Consider the following 20552-nt stretch of genomic DNA (forward strand, 5'->3'; position numbering starts at 1 on the left):
AGACAGTTTCTTTGAGCAACCCGGACTAAAGTCGGGGCCATAAATAGAGTCCGAAATCCCTTGCGCATGAATAATGCTTTGCCTTCATGACTATTCTCAACCCTAATATAGCAGAGTACTTGGCCTTGTTTGTAAACGGAAGTCCGTCTGTTTATTAAATCTATGTAATATATTTCAAAAAGACCTTCGCCTGAGATAGCGAAGGTCTTGCTGGAGTTCGAATCTTCTAATTTACTTGTCTTGGGTATGCTCAAGGCAATTCCTTCCGGGAATCGTTCTCCCATTGCCGGCGATATTGGCTAGGGGTAGTTCCCATGCGACGCTTGAAGATGGTGTATAAGGAGTTGACCGCGGAGAACCCGGTTTCCTGCACAATGTCCTCAATCGACTGCTTCGTCTCCGTCAGCCGTCGTTTCACCTCGTCCAGCCGCAGATCAGTGATATATTCCGATAGGGACTGGCCAGAGAAGTCTTTGAATAATTGCCTGATATAGGTGGAGGAATACTTCAGTTCATCGGCGATCATCTTGGTAGACAAATTCGGGTCATACAGATGCTCCTGCACGACTTGCTGGATGAGTGCTATCAATTGGTTCTGGCCGGCGGCAACAGATTGCAGCTGCAACTGCTGGAAGATGCCGCTCAAGGTCTGATGCAGCCATTCGACCAACTGCTCCTTCGTCTCCAGCAGGTCGAGCATCTGCTCCATTCGCTTGAGCGAGCCGAGCGAGCTTTGGTCCAGTGCGAGATGAAGCTGCTCTGCGATCTTGGACAGGTTAAGAAGTAGCTTCAGGAGGGAGAGACGAATCTCCGAATAGGAGAATGGCAGAATGGCTTCAATAAACTTCTCCAGATGATGCTCAACCTGCTTCTGATGGCCAAGCTTTAATTCGCTGAGCAGCTGCCGCTCGCGCTCTTCCGGGTAGCTGTACTCGCTCTCCGTCGCCTCTATGTCGCCTCCCTTAACCCAACATTTCCCAGACCCGCCTTTAAACCGCTCATTCGTCAGTTCAAGCACCTGTATATACTCGCTGCTCAGGTCGTTCACATTATCGATTGGCAGGCTGACTGCCGCGGTAAGCGAAATTTTCAGCAGCTCGACGCATTTATTCTGTACAGATCTGGCGATTGCCGGGAAATCGTCCCCCGTGCCGCTCCTGGCCTCGCATATTGCAACGATATGACCGGACTTCATGTCGACTGTTTCTACAGGGGCAACCTCGCTGATCAGCTCCTGGGCGACATTGCATATTGCGAAATAAATAAGGCGCTGGTCGGAATAGCGAAATTGCTTGGCGAATTTACCATAGTTATCCACTCGAAACACAATGATTACAAGTTGACTAATTGAAACGGCCAGTTCATACCCCTTGAATAAAGCTGCCGCCGAGGAAGCGCTATAGTGGGTAGGACGGTGCAGCAGGTCGCGAATAAAAATTTCTTTGCCTTGCTTGGTCGATTTGATCAGCTTGTTTTGAAATTTGGATATTTCCTGCTTCTGGCTGCGAAGTACCTGCGACAGCACAGCCAAGTCGGCGGAAGAAGCAATGGCGTCATCGGAGGGATGCGAATGCACCGCCTCTTCAATCAAGTTTTTGATCGGTTTATAGATGCGGCGCGACACTTTCCAGACAGCGAACAGTGTAATGGCAAGGATAATGCTGAAAAACCAGTACGTTAGCGTACGCAGCTTATACAGGTTGTGCAGCACGGAGTCGAGCGGAAGCGTTTGCACAATTGTCCAGCCCGATGCCGTAAAGAAAGAGAACGGAGAATAGACGACCATTTGCTGCTGATCTTTGTACCAGCGATTGTTTGTGCTATTGCGCATAAGGTGGTAAGGCTGCTGAAATTGTGCCGAATCAGGACTGGAGACGACGCGCTGCTCGCGGTCCAGAATATACAGATTGCTGCTAGCAGGCAGCCGCTCGCGTGTAAAGTATTCATAAAGCGCATTACTATCAATATTTACCACAAGGGCGGAAGCTTGGCCTTGGAAGTAGGTAACGAAGGACAGATAGTCCGTCTCGTAACGCAGGCTGCTGCGATAATAATCGGCCCGCCGTACATAAAGCCTTTGCCCGCGAAAGCCTTCTTCTTGGTCCAAGGCGGCCAGCAGCTGCTGGTCAGGATATTCGCTGCGCTCATACATGCCGACCTTGGAATCGACTATTGTACCGGTGTAATAGTTTTGCATAACGATGGATTCAATAATGGGCTGATTGTCCTTCAGCTCCTTGAGCTTCCTCCATGCTTGATAATTCAGGAACGGATCATTGTCTCTGGAAAGGGCGTAGCTAATCACCTCTTCATTATGTACGGTCTTCTGTATGTAGTCGAGCAGGTTGGACATTTTCGCGGCAAAATTAATGGATTGTTCATCGAGCAGTTTCTGCGTATGGCTGCCAATTTCATTCATCGCTGCTTTGGAGAATTGATTGTACAAGAACAGGATGCTGGCAAGCATAATGGCAAGGCATACGAAAATAAACGATACCAGAATGTGGATGAATATTTTCTGATTTTTCATGACCTGCATGAAGGAGATTTGTCTGGTCATCTTTGGCATTCTTGGCATCGGCGGCCCCCCAACCCTATTCTCAAATAAAATTGTAGCATAAAGCGCCGGAATCAGGCGCGAGGTTAGGGCGAATTACTGCCCGATCCGTGGATTTATTAGCAATCATCGTTTTTTGAAGCTTGAATTTCCGCTGATTTGGCAATGTTCAGAGGTTCTGGATATTGGCCGGAACCTTCCGATTGGGCGATTATAAAGCCATGAGAGCGTGAAGGAGTGAAGGGGATAAATGGAAAAACAGGGCACGATGACATTGGCGGAAAGGAGTATAGGCGTACGCCCGGGGAACAAGCAGAGGAGGAGCAAGACGCCCCTGTGGCGGGATATGTTACGAAGCCCGTTCCTCTATATTATTGCCCTTCCGGGCTTGCTGCTGTATCTGGTATTTTCATACATTCCGATGTACGGCATTATTATCGCTTTCAAGAAGTTCAATATTCGCGAAGGTATCATGGGCAGCGAGTGGGTAGGCTTCAGCAATTTCACGTTTTTCCTAAAGTCGGGAGACATAGGGCGGATCGTCTACAATACCTTGTTTCTCAATGTGCTATTTATTACGGCGACAACGTTCTTCGCTGTCCTGACAGCCATGCTGCTTAACGAGGTGCGCCACAAATATTACAAGCGCGTCTCGCAGTCTATTATTTTTCTACCTTTCTTTATGTCATGGGTTGTCGTTAGCATGATGGTAAACGCGATGCTGAGCGGACGGAATCCGACGGTGAATGTATGGCTGGAGGCGCTGGGCTTGCCGCCTGTCGACTGGATGTTCAGCCCGGTGCTTTGGCCCTGGATTCTGACCGTTATTCGGGTCTGGCAAGCGACAGGCTACGGAACGATTATCTATTTGGCAACGATTTCAAGCATCCCGGGCGAAATGTATGAAGCGGCGCGAATGGATGGAGCTTCCCGTAGGCAAATTATGGGCCGCATTACGCTGCCTATGCTCGTTCCGACGATATCGATCCTAACCTTGCTCTCGGTAGGGCGAATTTTCTACGGGGATTTCGGAATGATCTATGCCCTGCTTGGGGACAATCCGATTCTCTATTCGACGACAGATGTCATTGACACTTATGTGTTCCGCGCCCTGCGCACGCTGAATAACTTCGGGATGTCGGCGGCAGTCGGGCTTGCACAATCAGTGATGGGGCTTGTGCTCATTCTCACTGTCAATATGATAGTCAGGCGTGTCTCCAAGGAATCATCATTATTCTAGTAAAGGAGGTGAGTTAGCAAGTGTCAATTAAGGAATCGGGAATGGATCGGCTATTTCTTGTGTTCAGCAACGTATTTATTGGCGTCTTCGCCTTGTTCTGCTTTCTGCCATTCTGGATGATGCTGATGGGCTCGATTACCAATGAGACGGTGATTCTGTTAAAAGGGTATTCGCTGTTCCCCGAAGCATTCTCACTGGAGGCGTACCGTGTGTTGTTCCGGTCGAGCACCATTCTGCGCGGATATGGCGTAACGAGCTTCATCACCGTCGTCGGTACGGTGTTAGGAGTGGCGATCAGCGCTTTGCTCGCGTATTCGATCGCCAACAGGCGTAATCGGCTGCGCAACCATTTCGCCTTCTTCGTCTATTTTACGATGCTGTTTAATGGCGGGCTAGTCCCCTTCTACATTATGATCAGCAATTGGTTAAAGTTGTCGGATACGCTGTGGGCGATTATTTTGCCGGCGCTGCTTCAGCCGTTTCTGGTTTTCCTTATGGTCAGCTTTTTCCGTACGCTGCCTGTAGAGCTGGAAGAGTCGGCGCGGATCGACGGGGCCAATGAGCTGAAAATTTTCGCGATTATTATGGTTCCGATCTCCAAGCCAATCATCGCCACTGTCGCGTTGTTCTACGCATTGACCTATTGGAACGAATGGTTCTACGGCTTGTTGTTTCTCGCAAATGACCAGATATATCCGTTGCAACTGCTCCTGCGGCGGATGATCTCCAATATGATGGCCGCCCGCAATCTGATTCCTGCCGGAGCAGCGACTGTCAATGTCCCGAGCCTGGGCATCCGGATGGCGATGACGGTCATTACAATCGGGCCGATTATTTTGCTCTATCCGTATATGCAGCGTTATTTTGTCAAGGGTTTGACGATTGGGGCAGTGAAAGGTTAGCCTAGCGGCAACACCCTATTCATGCTATTCATTTTTATTCATTCGGAGGGGTTAGGAAGATGACAAAGATAACCGATTGGGTAAGTCGAGGCAGGTTGGCAGCGTTAATGCTGGCCATAGTCCTTGTAGTAAGCGCATGCAGTAGCAACAGCGGCGGCACGAATAACGGCAGCCAGCCGTCGCCTGGCGGGACGAATACCCAGGACGATGAGGGCGCGAAGCAGCAGGCGCCAGCCTCGCAGGGAACAGTTGAGCTAATTGCCTATTTCCCTGGAGATACGCCGCAGGATTTTGACCGTGTACTTGGCGAGGTGAACAAGAAGCTGGAAGCGGACGGCATAGGCGCGAAGCTGAACATCAGCTTTATCCCATGGGACGACTACGGCCAAGTTACGCAGCTGCGGGCAACGGCCGGCGAGAAATTCGACATGTTCCTCGAGGCTCAATGGCTGCATATCGAGCCGATGATTGCAGACAAGGCGATCATTCCGCTTGATGAATATGTTGCCAATTCCCCGAATTTGCTGGCGTCCATTCCTGAGCTGATGTGGGAGCAGAACAAGTTCCATGATCGAATTTATGGCATTCCGCTCGGCACGACTCAGGGCAACTGGCGCGGCTTCACCATCCGCAAGGATCTGCGCGAGAAGCACGGCTTCCCGGAAATTACGACGGTCGAGCAATTGGAAGCGTTTTTATACTTGATGAAGGAGAAGGAGCCAGCCCTCATTCCATTCGGCATCGACGGGCGTTATGCGAATGACTTGCCTGCGATGTTTGACCCGCTTAACTATAGCGGCGAATACCATAACTATGAGCACTTGGGCTCCCAGGTTTCGCTTGATGTGAAGAATAACCGGGTGCTGTCCAACTTCGAGATCGGCTTCTTGCAAGGAGCTATGGAGCGGATTTTCCGCTATGTCAATGATGGCATTCTTGACCGCAATTTGCTGCAGGAGCAGAACAGTGTGGAGTTGTTCAACAACGGGCAGTTCGCGGCTACGATCTATGAGGCCACGGGTGTGGAAGGATTAAAATATCTGCCGCTGATGGAGAAGGTGGAAGGAGCCGAGCTGGAATTCATCTTGCTTGAGGCTGAGGGCGTCAAGCCGATCTCTCGCTTCGAGCAGTGGAACTTCCTTTCTGTCCCTGCATCCTCCGATCATCCGGAGAAGGTAATCGAGGTCATGGATTGGCTGTCAATCCAAGAGAACCACGACCTGCTGGAATACGGCATTGAGGGCGTTCACTGGGAGGCTGTTGGCGAGGACGCTTACCAAGTGATCAAAGGCACTTCCTATGAGTTCCCTGGCTATGTAATGACATGGCGCCCGGATCTGGTCAGAATGCCGAGCCATATGCATCCGGACGACAAGAAATATTTCGAGATGGCTCGCCATGCAGATACCTTCCAGCGTGCGGTCAGCTCGGGCTTCACCCCTGATTTGACGAGCCTCAACACGGAAATCGCCCAGTTGAACTCCGTCCTGACGACGCTGAATCAGCCGTTGTCGGTTGGTCTGCTTGATCCAAAGAAATATTACAGCCAATTGGTAGAGCAAGTGAATGCTGCCGGCATGGATCGAATTGTCGAGGAAATCAGGCAGCAGTACGAGGCATTCACTCAAAAATAATCGAAGGAGTGAAACTATGACTAGAAGGTGGCCAGGCACAAAAACATGGGTCTCAATGGCATTATCTTTATCCCTCTTAGTAAGTGTAGCCCTGCCTGCGGCTGCGAACGGCAACGGAGAACCGGAACTGGCGGGCATCAGCCCGCAGTTCCCTGTCCCGCAAAGCGATACTTTGCAGGATACGGGCCCCGATCAGCGTCGCTGGCTCAGCTTGCCGGAAAGCCGGCTGATCGTCAATCCTTACCGCTTCGGCTATGACCATTTCAATACGAATCCGTATCAATACAGCACAGGCGCACAATTGCCGCTTAATATCGGCTACTATACCGGCCCCGCCGTGTTCGAATTGTCGGATGCCTTGGGGCTCTACTACAAGAAGGATATCCAGGGCTCTTTGTTAACCGCCTTCGAGGAAACGTTTGATGATGTACAGCAGGTTCGTTCCTCCTGGGTGGTGGATTCTAACGTCGACTTGGCTGTTGATAATGGCGCGATGCATATCAGCCTTGCCGGCAGCGGCGGCGACCCATGGGGCGGCATGCGCAAGTCGGTAACAATTGATCTGGATGAATCCCAATATATTGAGATCGACATTCCGAAAGTTGCCGGGGGCGCCTACTGGTCGTTGAAGCTCAACGACGGCAGCTTGTCGCGTGATATTGAATTGGTCAACAACTTCTCGCAGTCGGGCAAGTATTTGTTCGATATCAAGGAGCAAACCGGCTGGTCGGGCACGAAGACGTTCACCATCATCATCTTTACCGTAAACGGCCGGACGACTGTGGATAATTTGCGCATTCTCGGCGTTGCCGGACAGTTGAAATCAGCCTCTTCTTATACGACGGAGTGGTATCCGCACCAGATCGCCTATTCGGCGGACTATCCGGATGGAGTCTCGGTGGCAGTAGAGGATTTCTTCTACGATACCGATACGGTGACGCGGAAGATGACGTTCAGCGAGCGTCCCGAGCCAGGAGAGGGCAACGGAGGAGGACCGGGAGAGCCGGCGCCAGGCCCGGTAGTCAGCTTCGAAGAACCGTTCGATGACCTGGCTGCGATCGAGCAGAACTGGAGCCCGGACCCGAACTCTAATTTGGCGGTAGACAATGGCGGCTTGTTGCTCGGCATCGAGCCTGGCGGCGATCCTTGGGCAGGCATTCGCCGCTCGGTTACAGTCGACCTGGATGAGACGCCGTTCATTGAAGTGGATGTGCGCGGCGTGCAGGGCACATGGTCGATTAAGGTCAATGACGGCCAGGCAGTCGACCTGCAGCTCGGCTTAGGCAACGGAAGCGGCAAGCAGCGTTACAATATCGCCGATCTGACTGGCTGGTCCGGCGAGAAAACATTTGAAGTCATACTGTTCACGATCGAGGGATCGACGGCGTTTGATCATTTGAAAATTTTTAACGGTATTGAAGAGCAGCCGGAGGAGCCAGGAGAAGAACCGGGACCGTGGGGGCTGGTGGGAAAAACGTTCACGCTCAGCGGGGAATATAGCGGCAGGCTGCAATGGAACGATGCGCAACGTACCTTGACCGTGGAAGGCACAGGCTATGCGCTGGCTATTTCCCTCGGCGGCAACTATCCGGTCGAAGCTAAGCGCTATCGTACCCGCCCCGAACTGCTGACGGGGCTAGCCGCCGACACAGCGATTGCCGAAGGTTACTGGAGCCTAGATATTCCGCTCGATGAGCTGGATGGTGCAAGCGAGGCGGTCACAATCGCCTTCTCGCCACAGCGAACCGGCACAGCCCAGGCCACGCAACTGGCGCGCGCGCCATTCGTGCAGGACAATATCGACCTCAAGCATGCTGAGACGGAGCAGTTCTGGAACGATTATTTGCAAAAGGTGCCGCACCCGTACAACTTTGACCTTGAAATCGCAGATACGCTAGGCGTTACGGCAGAGAGGACTTATCTGGATTATTATCGCGCCTGGGTATTCCTCGCAGCTAATATATTGCCGGCGATGCCGGAGGGCGGCTTCCTGTACAGCCAGTTTGCTACCGGCAAACCATCGATGTGGGGAGACGGGGCAGAGGAAGCGAAATATGCGTCATCCTGGGAGAGCTTTCTGGCGATGCAACTCTATGCATTTGTTGATCCGGATTTGGCGTGGGATGGCTACAAGGGGATGATGTCCCTGGTCGATGATGAGGGCATGCTGGGCGGAGAGAGCTTGCCGTCGCGCAAGGCGGAGACCGCGATGATTCTGTACCAACTGACGGGGGATATACAATCGCTGCACGATGTGTATCCGGCACTCAAGCGCTATCTGAACTGGCGCATTGACAACCCGCGCTGGATCTATCTGCCAGCCAACAAGAACAATGTGTATGAGCGCGATGCGGATTTCGTCTTCTCGGGCCTCATCGACCTTGGGCACGCAAGGGACATTGCAACAATCCTCGGTCTAGAGGACGAAGCGGCGGACTGGGAAGCCACTAGGCAACAATTCTATACCGATAGCCTGGAATGGTTCTGGGAGACTCCGACCTCGCTGCCTAATCAATACTATTACTTGGATAGCGAAATTCGCCATGAGGGGACGACGCTCTGGGTTGCTCAGGGGGTCTATGTCGACTTGCTGTCTGGGGACTATCTCACCAGTTTGATGAATCGCTTCTACAGCGATTATGATGTGAACAAGTCGTTCGTAGGCATGGGAATGCCGAAATACCCGAATATCAGCTTCCTGATTTACGGTTTCCTGGAGAAAGGTTATCTGGAGGAAGCGCAGCAGGTGCTTGAGGTTTCTATGCGCGATGTCGTGCGTGCTTATGAATTCGCCGAGCAATATGATGTCAGCCATCCGCCGCGTCCAACGGGCGTCCGTCCTTCCGTATTTGGCGCAGGAATGCTGATTGATACGGTACTGCTTAAGAATGGCTACAAGCTAGACAAGGGCAAGCCGCAGTTTGTCAATATTTTCGGCGCTGATGGCGGTGTCGAAAATCTGATGATTCGCGGGCATCAGCTTAATCTGGTGCTAGACGGACAAGAGGAGACAGTTACACTAACCGGCAGCCTCGTAGGCCAATCGCCGCTGGAGCTCGACGCAGCTCTGGGCGATATTGTGACTTACCCGCATGCGCTGCCTGGCGACAACCCGCCGGCGATGCCGGTTGCAGTGGCTTATCCGCTGCTGCCTACGAACCAGAATGTCACTGTGGAATTGTTGCCTCCTGCACCGGGGTTGAGTCTGGAATACCGGCTGGCAGCCGAGTCGGCATGGACCACTTATTCTGGTCCGCTCTCCATTAGCGCCAATACAGTCGTGTACGCCCGTGCTGTCGCCAGCGATGGCGGGCGGTCTATGGTGAAAGCGGTTACGATCAATCAGATCGACCGGACTGCCCCGACGGCTACGGTGTACTACAGCACAACTGCCGCCAACGCAACATCCGTTGACGCCTATCTGATTGTCGACGAGCCGGTATCGGTCACGAATAACGGCGGCGCGTTCCGTTACACCTTCACGGCGAATGGCAGCTTTACTTTCCAATTCGTGGATGCTGCAGGCAATACAGGCAGCGCGACGGCAACCGTCAGTAATATTGCTTCGGGTTCAACCGGCGACTGACGCGTACCTAGGCCGCGGTGCTGTTGTACAAAATTTAGACGAGCTTGGAATTTGCAGGGAAGTGAAGAAAGGGAGCGAGCAAGATGAAAGATGACCGTTTGCTGCTGGACGGCAATGACTGGACGCTTACCGGATGGTATAGCAACCAATGGCATATGGCGCGGTCGATGGAGCTTAATTTGAGCCTACATCCGGTTGTGCCGGCTGTGGAGGCGTCCGTGCCTGGCGATATTCAGCAGGACTTGCTGCGGGCAGGCGTTGTGTCCGACCCGAATATCGGGCTGGACAGCCGCCATAACGAGTGGGTGAACAACCGGGAGTGGGTGTTGGAGAAGCGTTTTGCCGTCGACGAGGTCTGGCTGGGGCAGCGATGCGAGCTGGTGTTCGAGGGGATTGACTACGCCGGGGAAATTTATCTCAATGGCGAGCGGCTTGCCAGCTTTGAAGGGATGTTCAAGCCGACCAGAATCGATGTCTCCGGCCGGCTGCGCGGCAAAGGCGGGCAAACCGGGCATGGTGGCCGACATGGGGGGAGTGCTGGAGCCGGGGATAGCGATGGGAGCGAGGGGGCGGGTCCCAACCTGCTGCAAGTATTCATTGCGCGAACACCTGAGGTCGACGGGCAGGTTGGCTATTCCAGCCGCATCCGTACGTTGAAATCGCGCTACAACTACGCTTGGGACTGGTGCCCGCGCATCGTCTCGTCCGGTATCTGGCGCAGTGTATACCTCGCAGCCCATGGCGATGTGAGCATTATGGACTTCTATCCAAAGGCAGCGCCGGCACAGGAGGGCGGCCCGCGGGAGCGGGCTGCCACCCTCACCTGCTTTGCACAGCTTGATGTGCGGCAGCCTGGGCAGTACACGTTGGCGGCGATGGTCTATGGCCCGGAAGGGGATGCCATCGCCGAGCAGCGGACGGCAGCGGAGTTGGGCTACGGCCTGGCCAAGCTGGAGCAGCATCTGGAGCTGGCCAGTGCCAGCCTTTGGTGGCCGGCAGGCTATGGGGAACAGCCGCTCTATGAGGTAAAGCTGTCCGTATATGATGCGGGCGGTCAGCTATGCGCCGAATCGGAGCGGAAGGTCGGATTTCGCACCATCACATGGGAGCAGAACGAAGGAGCGCCCGCGGGCGCCTTGCCGTATACGATCGTTGTGAACGGCAAGCGAATTTTCATGCGCGGGGTCAACTGGGTGCCGATAACGCCGTTCCACGGTGCGATTACTGCGCAACAATACGAGCACCAGCTAGGGCGGCTGCGGGAGATGAATACGAACCTGGTGCGCGTATGGGGCGGCGCCATTATCGAAAAGCCGGAATTTTATGCCGTTTGCGACCGGCTTGGCCTGCTGGTCTGGCAGGAACTGCTGCAATCTTCCAGCGGTATTGACAACACCCCGCCCGATGATCCGATGCTGCTGGCAGAGCTGGAGGAGGCGGCGCGCCTGGCGATCATTGAGAAGCGCGCCCATCCGTCCCTGGCGATTTGGTGCGGAGGTAATGAACTGATGATGGAGGGCTTCGTGCCGATCGACGAGCGCCATGCGAACATTCGCATGCTGAAGCGCGTAGTCGAGGAGCTCGACAGCAGTCGCCGGTTCCTGCCCGCCAGCGCCTCAGGTCCGGCATTCACGGCTGAGTTCGGCAATTTCGGCAAAGGGCTGCATCATGATGTACACGGTCCATGGCTGTATCTGGGCGAGGGAACCCATTATGACTACTACAATCAGGATGACGCCCTGATTCGTACCGAGACGGGCACGCCAGGCATCCTGCAAGCGCATCGGCTGAGGCAGTTTGCAGGGCAGCATCAGCCTTGGCCGCCTACCGCCTCCAACCCGCTCTGGCTCCATCGTGGGGCATGGTGGATCCAGTGGGAGCAACTGGGGGCGCTGTTCGGTCCCTGGGACGAGAAGCTGGATGAGCTGGAGAGGTATGCCCTGGCCAGCCGCTACATGCAGGCGGAGTCCCTGCGCTATGCGATCGAGTCCGTGCGCAGGCGCGAGCCGGAGAGCTCCGGGTTCCTGATCTGGATGGGCAATGAGCCCTACCCGAACTTCGCGAATACTTCTGTGCTGGAATACGGCGGCATTCCGAAGCCGGCCTATTATGCGGTGCAGCGGGCGTTCTCGCCGCTGTTCCTGTCCGCGAAGTATGGCAAGCTTGGCTACCGGAGCGGGGAGACGTTCGTTGCAGAGGTGTTTTTGCATAATGAGCATTCGGCACCGGGCGACTATAAGGTTAGCGTGCGGCTTATCGGGCTGGGCGGTGACGTGCTGCATGAAGCCAGCGCGGAGGTGACACCGGCTGAAGCTACCGCCGGTGTCCAGCAGGTGTGTCGCGTTCAGGCCACAATGCCAGCCGTTCAGTCGAATGCATTCCTCCTGCGACTGGAGCTTGAGCGGGATGGCTTAGCGATTCCCGGGGCAGGCAATACGTATGTGTTCACAGTCGATGCCGATTACCCGCTGGCGCCGCTGCGCCAGCTGCGCGGAACACAGGTGGGGCTTAGGAGCCGCGATGCTCATACGTTTGTGGTGCGCAACACAGGAGAGGAAGCGGCGATCGGGGTATGGCTCGCGGATACTAGCGAAGGCGAGGCGGCGGCATTCTATCCGAACCACCTTGTGCTGATGCCAGGGGAAGAAGTGCTGGTGGCGTGCTCGGCGAAAATGTCCGCGAGTGATGTGCAATTGGAAGGTTTTAATATAAAAGTGGAATGTGGATAACATTCGCACGATGGGGTGCCGGTTACACATCTGTTGCAGGGAGGAAATCATGTTAACGAACACGACAACTACGTATAGGGCGTACACCAGTAAGGCAACGGCGGACAGCGCAATCACGAGCCGGGTACGCACGAGCCTAAATGGCACATGGCAGTTCTTCCCGGATGTCGCTGGCGAAGCTACCTTGATCCGCTACGACTCTGGCGATGCCAACTGCTCCGCGATTATCGGGCTTCAGCAAGAAACCGGCATACCCCACTATGCCCGCATGAAGCTGGACATCCCTGCTTCTGCGAACGGCCAGATTCGCTATGCCAAGCTGCTGGCCCATCTGCATGTGGGAGACCGCCTCGCCCAAACCGAAGGCGCTGACGGCTATTATGTGCTGGCCAAAGTAAATACCGGGCAATGGCATGCGGTCGACCTCGCGCCTTATATGAACAATGGCGATCACTGGGTCGAACTGCCTGTCGTGAATGAGGACCTGGTTTGTGGAACAAACGAAATCATGTTCAGCTCGACCATTGCCAGCTCAGGCAGCCTTTCCCCCCACTCGCTCGACTTGCTGGGTTCAGGCCCGGCCGCAAACGGGGCGCGCGCCTGCACGAGCCAGGATGGCGTAGCCTGGGAGCCTGTAGAAGACGGTAACTGGCATGTGCGGCTGCAATATTCCGGCCAGACATACGCCTCTTGGCAGCCAATCGAGGTTCCCGGCGTATGGGAAGGCAATTTTACGTATGAGCATGTGAACAACAAATTCGTTCAAGCCCAAATCAACAGCCATGAATGGCTTTCCTGCTCGTTGAACGCCGTTGCCGGCGAAGAGCGCTGCTGGCTGGAATTCATCGTGCCCGCCAGCTATCTTCAGGCCGGCGCCAATACAGTCGTCCTGGACTCCACCATTGCCAATACCGGCAATCTCGTATCCGGATCGCTGGATTTGCTCGCCAGCGCCCATCCGTCAGGTCGGCATAGCTATGTTTCCCACGATCTGGAAACCTGGGATCTGCTCCCCGACCGGAACTGGCATATGCGGCTGCTCGTGCAATCCGCTTCTACTATGCAATGGCAGGAGTATAAGCATGATGACGGCAGCTGCGATTTAAGCACTGTCATCGGTCTCTATACCCCGAACCAGAAAAATTACTATGAACGCACCGACTTTGAGTTGGCGGAAGCTGCCCTTGCCGATATTGTCGCTGCCAAGCTGGTGATTGAGGTCCATCTCGGCTCCGAGCTGGCATCCAGCTTCACGGACAGCTTGCGATTCGATGGCGTCGGCTGGTATCGGACTGAGCTGCCGTCGGCAGCATTGACGGAAGGTGCCATCCATTGGCTGCATTGCGACGCCGCCGATTATCGGACAGAGGCTTGGTTGAACGGTTATTTTATCGGGAGCCACGAAGGCGGTTACACCCCTTTTCGCTTTCAGTTGCCTCCGTCTGTCGTTGATGCTGGAGGAACCAATGAGCTTGTAATGCGCATAACCGACCAGTATGACCCGCGGACCGGAGACGGGCATGGGCATATTCCGATCAAGGAAACGCCAGCCGGCTTCTTGCAAGATTCGGTTGGCCTGAATTACGGGGGCTTGTGGCAGGACGTATACGTGGAAGCGACAGCGCCTCTGTACATGGAGCATTTATTCATGAATCCGGATATCGACAACGCCCAAGCGGAGGCAATCGTTACCCTATACAACAAGGAAGCCTCGCCTGCCGCGGTCGCCATTGAAGCGAAAGTGGCGGCGCGGGGCGAGGAACAAGCTGTAGGAACCAGCCGTTGCGAGCTGCTGCTTTTACCCGGCGAGCGGCGAACCGTCACCCTCCTCGTGCCGATGGAGGAGCCGCGACTGTGGTCGCCTGCCCAACCTTTTCTGTATACAGCCACTGTAACGCTCATGAGCAACGGCCATGCGGTCGATTGGCAGTCCACCGATTTTGGCATGCGTGAAGTGCGCGTATCCGGCTATCAGGTGCTGGTGAACGGGGTCCCCGTACAACTGACCGGCATGCTGCATTGGGGACTTTATTGGGAGACGATTGCCGAGAAGCCAACTGTCCAACAGGTCCGGACTGAAATCGCCGATCTGAAGGCGGCCGGCTTTAATGCGATCAAGTTTTGCCTGTTCGATCCGCCAAACTATGTGCTGCATGAGCTGGACCGGCTCGGCATGTATGCCTATGTTGAATACCCGATATGGAACCCGGTGCTGACACCGGCCTTCTTCACGCGCGTCAGGCGGCACATTCCCGAAATGCTGATCAAGGACCGCAACCATCCCTCTGTAATTATGACGGATTTTAACTGCGAGATGCACACGTATACACCTGAGATAGATGCGTTGATGGCGGAAATGTACCACTTGGGCAAAAAAATCGCCCCAAATCGGCTCTATTTGGACAACAGCACCACTGGCGTGACGCTTTATGGCGACTTCTACGCCACGCATCCCTATAATCAGCTTAACAAGTTCGATGCGGTCATTCGGGAATGGGTGCGCATGCGCGGAGAGCAGGGCGTCAAGCCGCTGGTGCTGGGGGAATATGCCGATACGGACACCATTCGCGATACCGAGGCAATCAAGGCAAGCCATGGCGGGCAGCTTCCCTGGTGGTGGTCCCTGTTCCAGACCAACGATCCTAACGCTATTCTGGAGCAGCAGGGCTTCAGTCCGGCACAAATCCGGCGCTTCCGCGAGAGTTCCCGGGCCAATGCGCTGATGGCCAAAAAACATTACATTGAAGCCTCCAGGCTCAGCCCGAATGTCGCGGCGCTCTTCATGACCCATATTCGCGATATTCCCCAGACTCAGGCAGGATTCTACGATGATAACAAGCAGTTGAAATATGCGCCTCAGCAATGGCGTGAATCGACGGCGGAAACGGTGCTGCTGCTCGACCGCCACACCCACAATGTGTGGAACGGCTCCCACTTCACAGGCACGCCGCATCTGAGCCATTACAACGGTCTCGACCTGGAGCAGGCGACGCTGGAATGGCAGTTGCTCGTCAAGGGCGGCGGGCAGGTGCAGGCTGCGGGTGCGGAGACAGGGGTGGGCGCTTTGGCGGATGCCGAGGCGAGGGCTGACAGTGCGCAGGTTCCCGTCGCGGCCGGAATTTGTCAATGCGATTTTCCTTTGCCAAACGGGAATGTATATGCACTTTCCGCCCTCTCCATTGCCTTGCCTGAACGGGGGGAGCCTGTGCAATACACGCTGTGGCTGTCGCTGCGGGCATCGACGGTTGGCGGAAGGAATTCCCGCGACACGCTAGGCATGGCCGAGTATATTTTTACCAACGAGTGGCCGATATGGGGCTATCCGAACGAGCCGCTACCCAATGCCTCAGCCTATGAACAGCCTGGGCAAGTCAAGCTGGCGGTGCAGGCGCATGATCCTGGAGATGAGCTGCAGTTGCAGAACCGTTATCCCTGGATAACCGCCTGGAATCCTGGCGCGAGCGAGCAGTTGGGGCAGCAACCGGATTTAATCGTGGCGACTGCATGGGCGCCGGGGCTCGACGCTTATCTGGCAGAGGGCGGAAGCGTACTCTATGCCGGCCATGAGGGCGGACCGATTGCAGCGACTAATGCTACCTTCAACGTATGGTCTTTCGTCGCCATTCCCGAACCCGCGCATCCTGCATTGGCAAATTTCCCTCACGACGGTTATGCAGGGCAGCAATTTTGGGAATTGGCGGCAACCCATGCGCTTGACTATCGCAGCTACTTTGAAGAACGGAATGCCGCTCCCCGGACGCCAGCCGTTCTGCGCATAGAGCCGCGCAGCTATCAGACCTCCTCCTACTTGTCCGAATTTCCGGTCGGGGACAGGGGCGGCAGCTTGCTGCAAACGACGTTGCGCCTGAGCAGCACAGCTTCCAGCAGCGAACCGAATATTATCGATTACTTTGCTCTGTTCCATGATGCTTACGAGAATGTCGCCGGGCTCTACCTGCTGGACCAGCTCATTCGTTACAAGTTGGGCACGCTGTCCGATGGGAACAAGAGGGACGACGAGGGCAAGCTGGAGAGCGAAGGCAACGGTATAAGCATTGGAAGCGGGGAGAAATAAATATGCTTTTCTGCCCGTAATATCTCAAGGTGATAATTCCTTTAGTCTTACATTGTGTTGATTTATGAGCCGCAGGGCGGCTTATAGTCTTTCCAAATGTTGGGGGCAGGCAATCTATCCAACGGAAGAGAGAGGCTGCAAGCCGCTCCTGCGGGAGAACACCAAGTGGGCAAGCTGTTTGGCTCTGGTTCAGGTTATGGTTATTCTATTTCATCACTATTGGCAGCTAACCGGTAAAATTTGCTTATAACCAAACTCTCCGTTGATTCCTCATAAAGGATTATGCCACACTACAGTTGTGAAATTGGTCTTCAATTTTAGCTATGCCGTAATCAGTAACCTTTCGTGAATAGTGCTGACGCGGGATACGATGAAGGTCATATCCTTATTATTCCTACAAGCCGACTTTGGCTTTTCGCCGCGCAACAGCAGCTTCTTAGGAGGCTGCTTGTTCGCGGTATTTTTATGTCCATAAAAAACGATCGGAGGACTTCACAGTGAGCGAAATAAAAACTGAAATTCTGAACCAGGTTTTAAGCAAAATGCTCGGTACAGAAATAACCAACGTCGATTTCCAAGTCACACAATTACATGGCGGTACATTAGGCGATGTGCAACTGATAACAGGAAACGCCACAACCGTTGACGTTAGGAAACTACCCTATCAAATCGTTTCAAAAACGCAGAAGAAATGGGAACGCTACGGCGACCCCGATTCATGGCGGAGGGAGTATGATCTTTATCAATCTAATTTCGGTACTCTGTTCTCCGAATCATTCCGTTGGCCTGAATGTTATCACGTTGAAATGAACGAAGAAGAAAACGAATCGCAGATCTGGATGGAATATATCGAAGGCGTCTCGGGCTTGGACTTGACCGGTGACATGTATGAACGCGCAGCCGGGGAGTTGGGACGTTTCCAAGGCAAGTTATATGCCGAACAGCCAGTTTTGTTACAGAACTTAACCAACCTGAGCAAAGTAGAGGATATGAAAAACTTCTATCTTCGTTACCGGTCATGGAATAGAGTGTACGATTATATACGCTCCGAGGATTGCACAATTCCGCAGCACCTCTGTAAAATGCTCATCGACATCGACGAAAACGCAGACGAAATATTCAACCGTATTGAACAGCTGCCCGTCGTGCTGTGCCATAGGGATTTTTGGGTGGCGAACCTATTGGACTTAGATGGTAAATCCATAGTCATCGATTGGGATACTGCCGGGTGGGGCTATTTAGGTGAAGACATAGCAAGCCTTATCGCGGACGAAGCCGATCTTGAACACATGGTGGAATACTACCGCAAATGTATCCCGGCGTATTATAAGGGTTTTTCGGAATATGCGGATGTTTCGCATATCACGGATAACTGCGTTTATGAGCTGATTCTACTTATGTTCGGCTACAGACTCGTCGAGTGGTATAGGAACGCAGAGGAGGAAAACAAACTCGAAGAAACGGATGACGAAAGCGCGGCGCAACACGTCCATACATTGCAAAAAGTCTATGAGATGGGGAACCTGTAAATGAACATAACCATTGAGCCGTTGGATACCAACAACTGGCTGAAAGTCTGCGAACTGTCCGTTTCAGAAGAACAAAAGCAAGTATTTGCGATTCCAAATGTGTACTGGATCGGGATCAGCCGATATGAAGAACATACCGAGCTATTTGCAATAAAACGCGGCGAGGAATACGTGGGCCTGATTGGCGGCGGCTTGGACGAGGACGGGAATAGCGGGTACATCAATCCGCTGATGATAGACGAGCGTTATCAACGTCAAGGGATCGCCGCAACCGCCATGCGCTTGATGATGAATGATCTCATCCGCAAGTATCATGTCCCCTGCATCCATATCAATCACCGCAAAGAAAATTACGCAGCAGCGCAATTGTATGAAAAGCTTGGTTTTTTCGTCTATTCCGAAACCGACAAAGAATTTTGCAGGAGCTATAAAGTAGATTACGAGGTGCAGATTTTATCCTTGCGTGAACATCCCGAATGGGCGGCCCCATGTCGGGCACTCCTTTTGGAGCATTTTAACGAGTTTACATCCCAACATCCAACGGAAGTGTTGGCAAGCGCCGAACCATTTCCACAGGGATACTTACTGCTAAAAGACAACAGAGTTATCGGTTGGACGGGGCTTCATGAAAAAGAAGTCGTTACTGGAAGAGTGTATGGGTGGGAAGGGCCGCGGCTTGCGACGGAAGAAGTTTTGAGCGAGGACCTCTCCCCATGGATTGCACCTTTGGTTGTGCACCCCGATGAAAGGGGCAACCGGTACGGCAAATTGCTCTTGGAACACGCGCAAAAGGAAGCCGGAAGGCTCGGCTTCAAGAATGTATACCTTACCACTGGCGAGATCGGTTTACGAAAAGTATGGCTTCCGTGAGGTCGGTCTGACCACTTTCACATGGGGGCGGCCTACGAAGGTTTATGTTAGTTGAAGAGTAGAAGAGAAGGCAGGTCGAACACGCCCCCCGACCCCGGTCCAGTCCCAATTCAGCCGAGGGGCTGTCGGAGAGAACGTTGATCGTCTCTATAATGGAGGGAGATAGAGTGGAAAACGGAGGCTAGAGAGATGAGAAAGAAGAGAAACAGCGCGAAGCTGTTCGCGATTCTCGTGATGGCGACGGCGCTGACTGCGTGCGGAGATTTGGCAAGCTCGGTAACGGGTGAGGTTCAGCAATCGGTTATGGGCGATAACTCGGGCTCGGGCAAGCTTGTTTCTGTGGAGAAGCGCTCCTATACGCAGGATGAGTTTGAAGAGCTGGAAGTAAGCGCGCAAGCGATGGAAATTCGGATCGAGCGTTCGACAGGCGAGCGGGCGGAAGTGGAGCTGCTGGTGGACGACACTTTACGCGATCGGTTCGAGTTCGAAGCAAAGGTGGATTCGGGTTTGTTGAAAGTGACAGTTGAGGAGAAATCGAAAAATTCTTTTAAGGATCAGACCGGTGCTCGGAAGCTGCGGATTTCACTACCAGACAAAATGTATCAGAAGCTCAAGGTGAACAATGCATTCGGTTCTGTGGAAGCCTCCGATGTGCAGACGAAGGCAGCAGACATTCGGATTGATGCGGGCAACATTCGGGTAAAGGCTGTCACTGGAAAATTGGAACTGGAAGCGAACGCAGGAGAGATCGTTGTGGAAGGTATTGCTCTTGCCGACGATTTGAAAGCTAGAACGGACGTAGGCAGAATCGCGATTCACTTGAGCGAGTCTCCGCAGGATGCCGGCTTTAAGCTGGAAAGCGAGGTCGGGGAGGTTAAGGTTGAACTCGACCAAGTCGAATACAGCAAGCAAGCCGCGAACAAAAAAGTCGGAACGATCGGGACGCCAAACGTTCAAATCGATGCGTATGCTGCGGTGGGCGAGATAGTGGTTAATACACAGCGCTGATAAAGGAACGGGGAAACGAAAACCGGGGAAATGAAGGGGCTGTCTCATAAGCAGGATTGCTTAAGATAATTGATAGGATGAAGGTGTATATACCTCCCGTAGACTGCCTCATACGCTCCTGAAATCACACTATAACGGGTTTGCCTAATCCTATTTCAGGAGCGTATAGCATCGGAGGGAGGTATATACACCTTGCATCTCTGTTATCGATTATCTTTTAGAGCAACTGGAAGTGCTTATGGGACAGCTCCATTTTTAAGCATTATAGGCCGATGCTTCTACTTTAACTGGTTTATCGTACAAAATGCCGCGTTAGAGAGGTCGAATCTCCACAGCCCCCTAATTCAGTTGGAGTCCTCCACCACGAAAATGTACACTTAGTACATGAGGAGGATGAGCGCAGTGGGAAAAATGTCTGAACA

Annotated in this window: 10 protein-coding genes; 9 read left to right on the forward strand and 1 reads right to left on the reverse strand. The window is 53.5% G+C overall.

The window, feature by feature from the left end:
* Nucleotides 1-250: 250 nt before the first annotated feature.
* Nucleotides 251-2578 (reverse strand): helix-turn-helix transcriptional regulator, encoded by a 2328-nt coding sequence (locus DFP98_RS07720; protein ID WP_116059990.1) that lies wholly within the window; start codon nucleotides 2576-2578, stop codon nucleotides 251-253.
* A 229-nt stretch (nucleotides 2579-2807) separates the two neighbouring features.
* Between DFP98_RS07720 and DFP98_RS07725 the strand changes: the two genes are divergently transcribed.
* The 9 genes from DFP98_RS07725 to DFP98_RS07770 all read left to right on the forward strand — a co-directional run bounded on the left by DFP98_RS07725 (nucleotide 2808) and on the right by DFP98_RS07770 (nucleotide 20130).
* Nucleotides 2808-3797: an ABC transporter permease gene (locus DFP98_RS07725; RefSeq protein WP_246016445.1), complete on the forward strand. Its 990-nt coding sequence runs from the start codon at nucleotides 2808-2810 to the stop codon at nucleotides 3795-3797.
* 20 nt (nucleotides 3798-3817) lie between these two features.
* The gene (locus tag DFP98_RS07730; protein ID WP_246016446.1) at nucleotides 3818-4699 is read left to right on the forward strand and encodes a carbohydrate ABC transporter permease; all 882 of its coding nucleotides are present in this window, start codon (nucleotides 3818-3820) and stop codon (nucleotides 4697-4699) included.
* Between the two features lie 59 nt (nucleotides 4700-4758).
* On the forward strand, nucleotides 4759-6333 hold the full coding sequence (locus DFP98_RS07735; RefSeq protein ID WP_116059991.1) for an extracellular solute-binding protein: 1575 nt from the start codon (nucleotides 4759-4761) through the stop codon (nucleotides 6331-6333).
* A gap of 16 nt (nucleotides 6334-6349) precedes the next feature.
* On the forward strand, nucleotides 6350-9919 hold the full coding sequence (locus tag DFP98_RS07740) for a hypothetical protein (RefSeq protein WP_220377064.1): 3570 nt from the start codon (nucleotides 6350-6352) through the stop codon (nucleotides 9917-9919).
* A gap of 83 nt (nucleotides 9920-10002) precedes the next feature.
* Complete coding sequence (locus DFP98_RS07750; RefSeq protein WP_147310144.1) at nucleotides 10003-12648, forward strand: glycoside hydrolase family 2 protein; 2646 nt, start codon at nucleotides 10003-10005, stop codon at nucleotides 12646-12648.
* A gap of 49 nt (nucleotides 12649-12697) precedes the next feature.
* Nucleotides 12698-16723, forward strand: a complete 4026-nt coding sequence (locus DFP98_RS07755) for a glycoside hydrolase family 2 protein (protein ID WP_181917552.1) — start codon at nucleotides 12698-12700, stop codon at nucleotides 16721-16723.
* 542 nt (nucleotides 16724-17265) lie between these two features.
* A complete protein-coding gene (locus DFP98_RS07760; RefSeq protein WP_116060016.1) occupies nucleotides 17266-18252 on the forward strand; it encodes an aminoglycoside phosphotransferase family protein in 987 nt (328 codons plus the stop codon).
* On the forward strand, nucleotides 18253-19122 hold the full coding sequence (locus DFP98_RS07765) for a GNAT family N-acetyltransferase (protein ID WP_116059996.1): 870 nt from the start codon (nucleotides 18253-18255) through the stop codon (nucleotides 19120-19122).
* 189 nt (nucleotides 19123-19311) lie between these two features.
* A complete protein-coding gene (locus DFP98_RS07770; protein ID WP_116059997.1) occupies nucleotides 19312-20130 on the forward strand; it encodes a DUF4097 family beta strand repeat-containing protein in 819 nt (272 codons plus the stop codon).
* Nucleotides 20131-20552: the final 422 nt, after the last annotated feature.

This window comes from Cohnella phaseoli, from assembly GCF_003386235.1.
Classification (GTDB): Bacteria; Bacillota; Bacilli; order Paenibacillales; family Paenibacillaceae; genus Cohnella; species Cohnella phaseoli.

Coding starts and splice junctions, on each gene's coding strand:
- DFP98_RS07720 (WP_116059990.1), bottom strand. CDS start 2,578: ATGCCAAGAATGCCAAAGATGACCAGACAAATCTCCTTCATGCAGGTC.
- DFP98_RS07725 (WP_246016445.1), top strand. CDS start 2,808: ATGGAAAAACAGGGCACGATGACATTGGCGGAAAGGAGTATAGGCGTA.
- DFP98_RS07735 (WP_116059991.1), top strand. CDS start 4,759: ATGACAAAGATAACCGATTGGGTAAGTCGAGGCAGGTTGGCAGCGTTA.
- DFP98_RS07740 (WP_220377064.1), top strand. CDS start 6,350: ATGACTAGAAGGTGGCCAGGCACAAAAACATGGGTCTCAATGGCATTA.
- DFP98_RS07750 (WP_147310144.1), top strand. CDS start 10,003: ATGAAAGATGACCGTTTGCTGCTGGACGGCAATGACTGGACGCTTACC.
- DFP98_RS07755 (WP_181917552.1), top strand. CDS start 12,698: ATGTTAACGAACACGACAACTACGTATAGGGCGTACACCAGTAAGGCA.
- DFP98_RS07760 (WP_116060016.1), top strand. CDS start 17,266: ATGCTCGGTACAGAAATAACCAACGTCGATTTCCAAGTCACACAATTA.
- DFP98_RS07765 (WP_116059996.1), top strand. CDS start 18,253: ATGAACATAACCATTGAGCCGTTGGATACCAACAACTGGCTGAAAGTC.
- DFP98_RS07770 (WP_116059997.1), top strand. CDS start 19,312: ATGAGAAAGAAGAGAAACAGCGCGAAGCTGTTCGCGATTCTCGTGATG.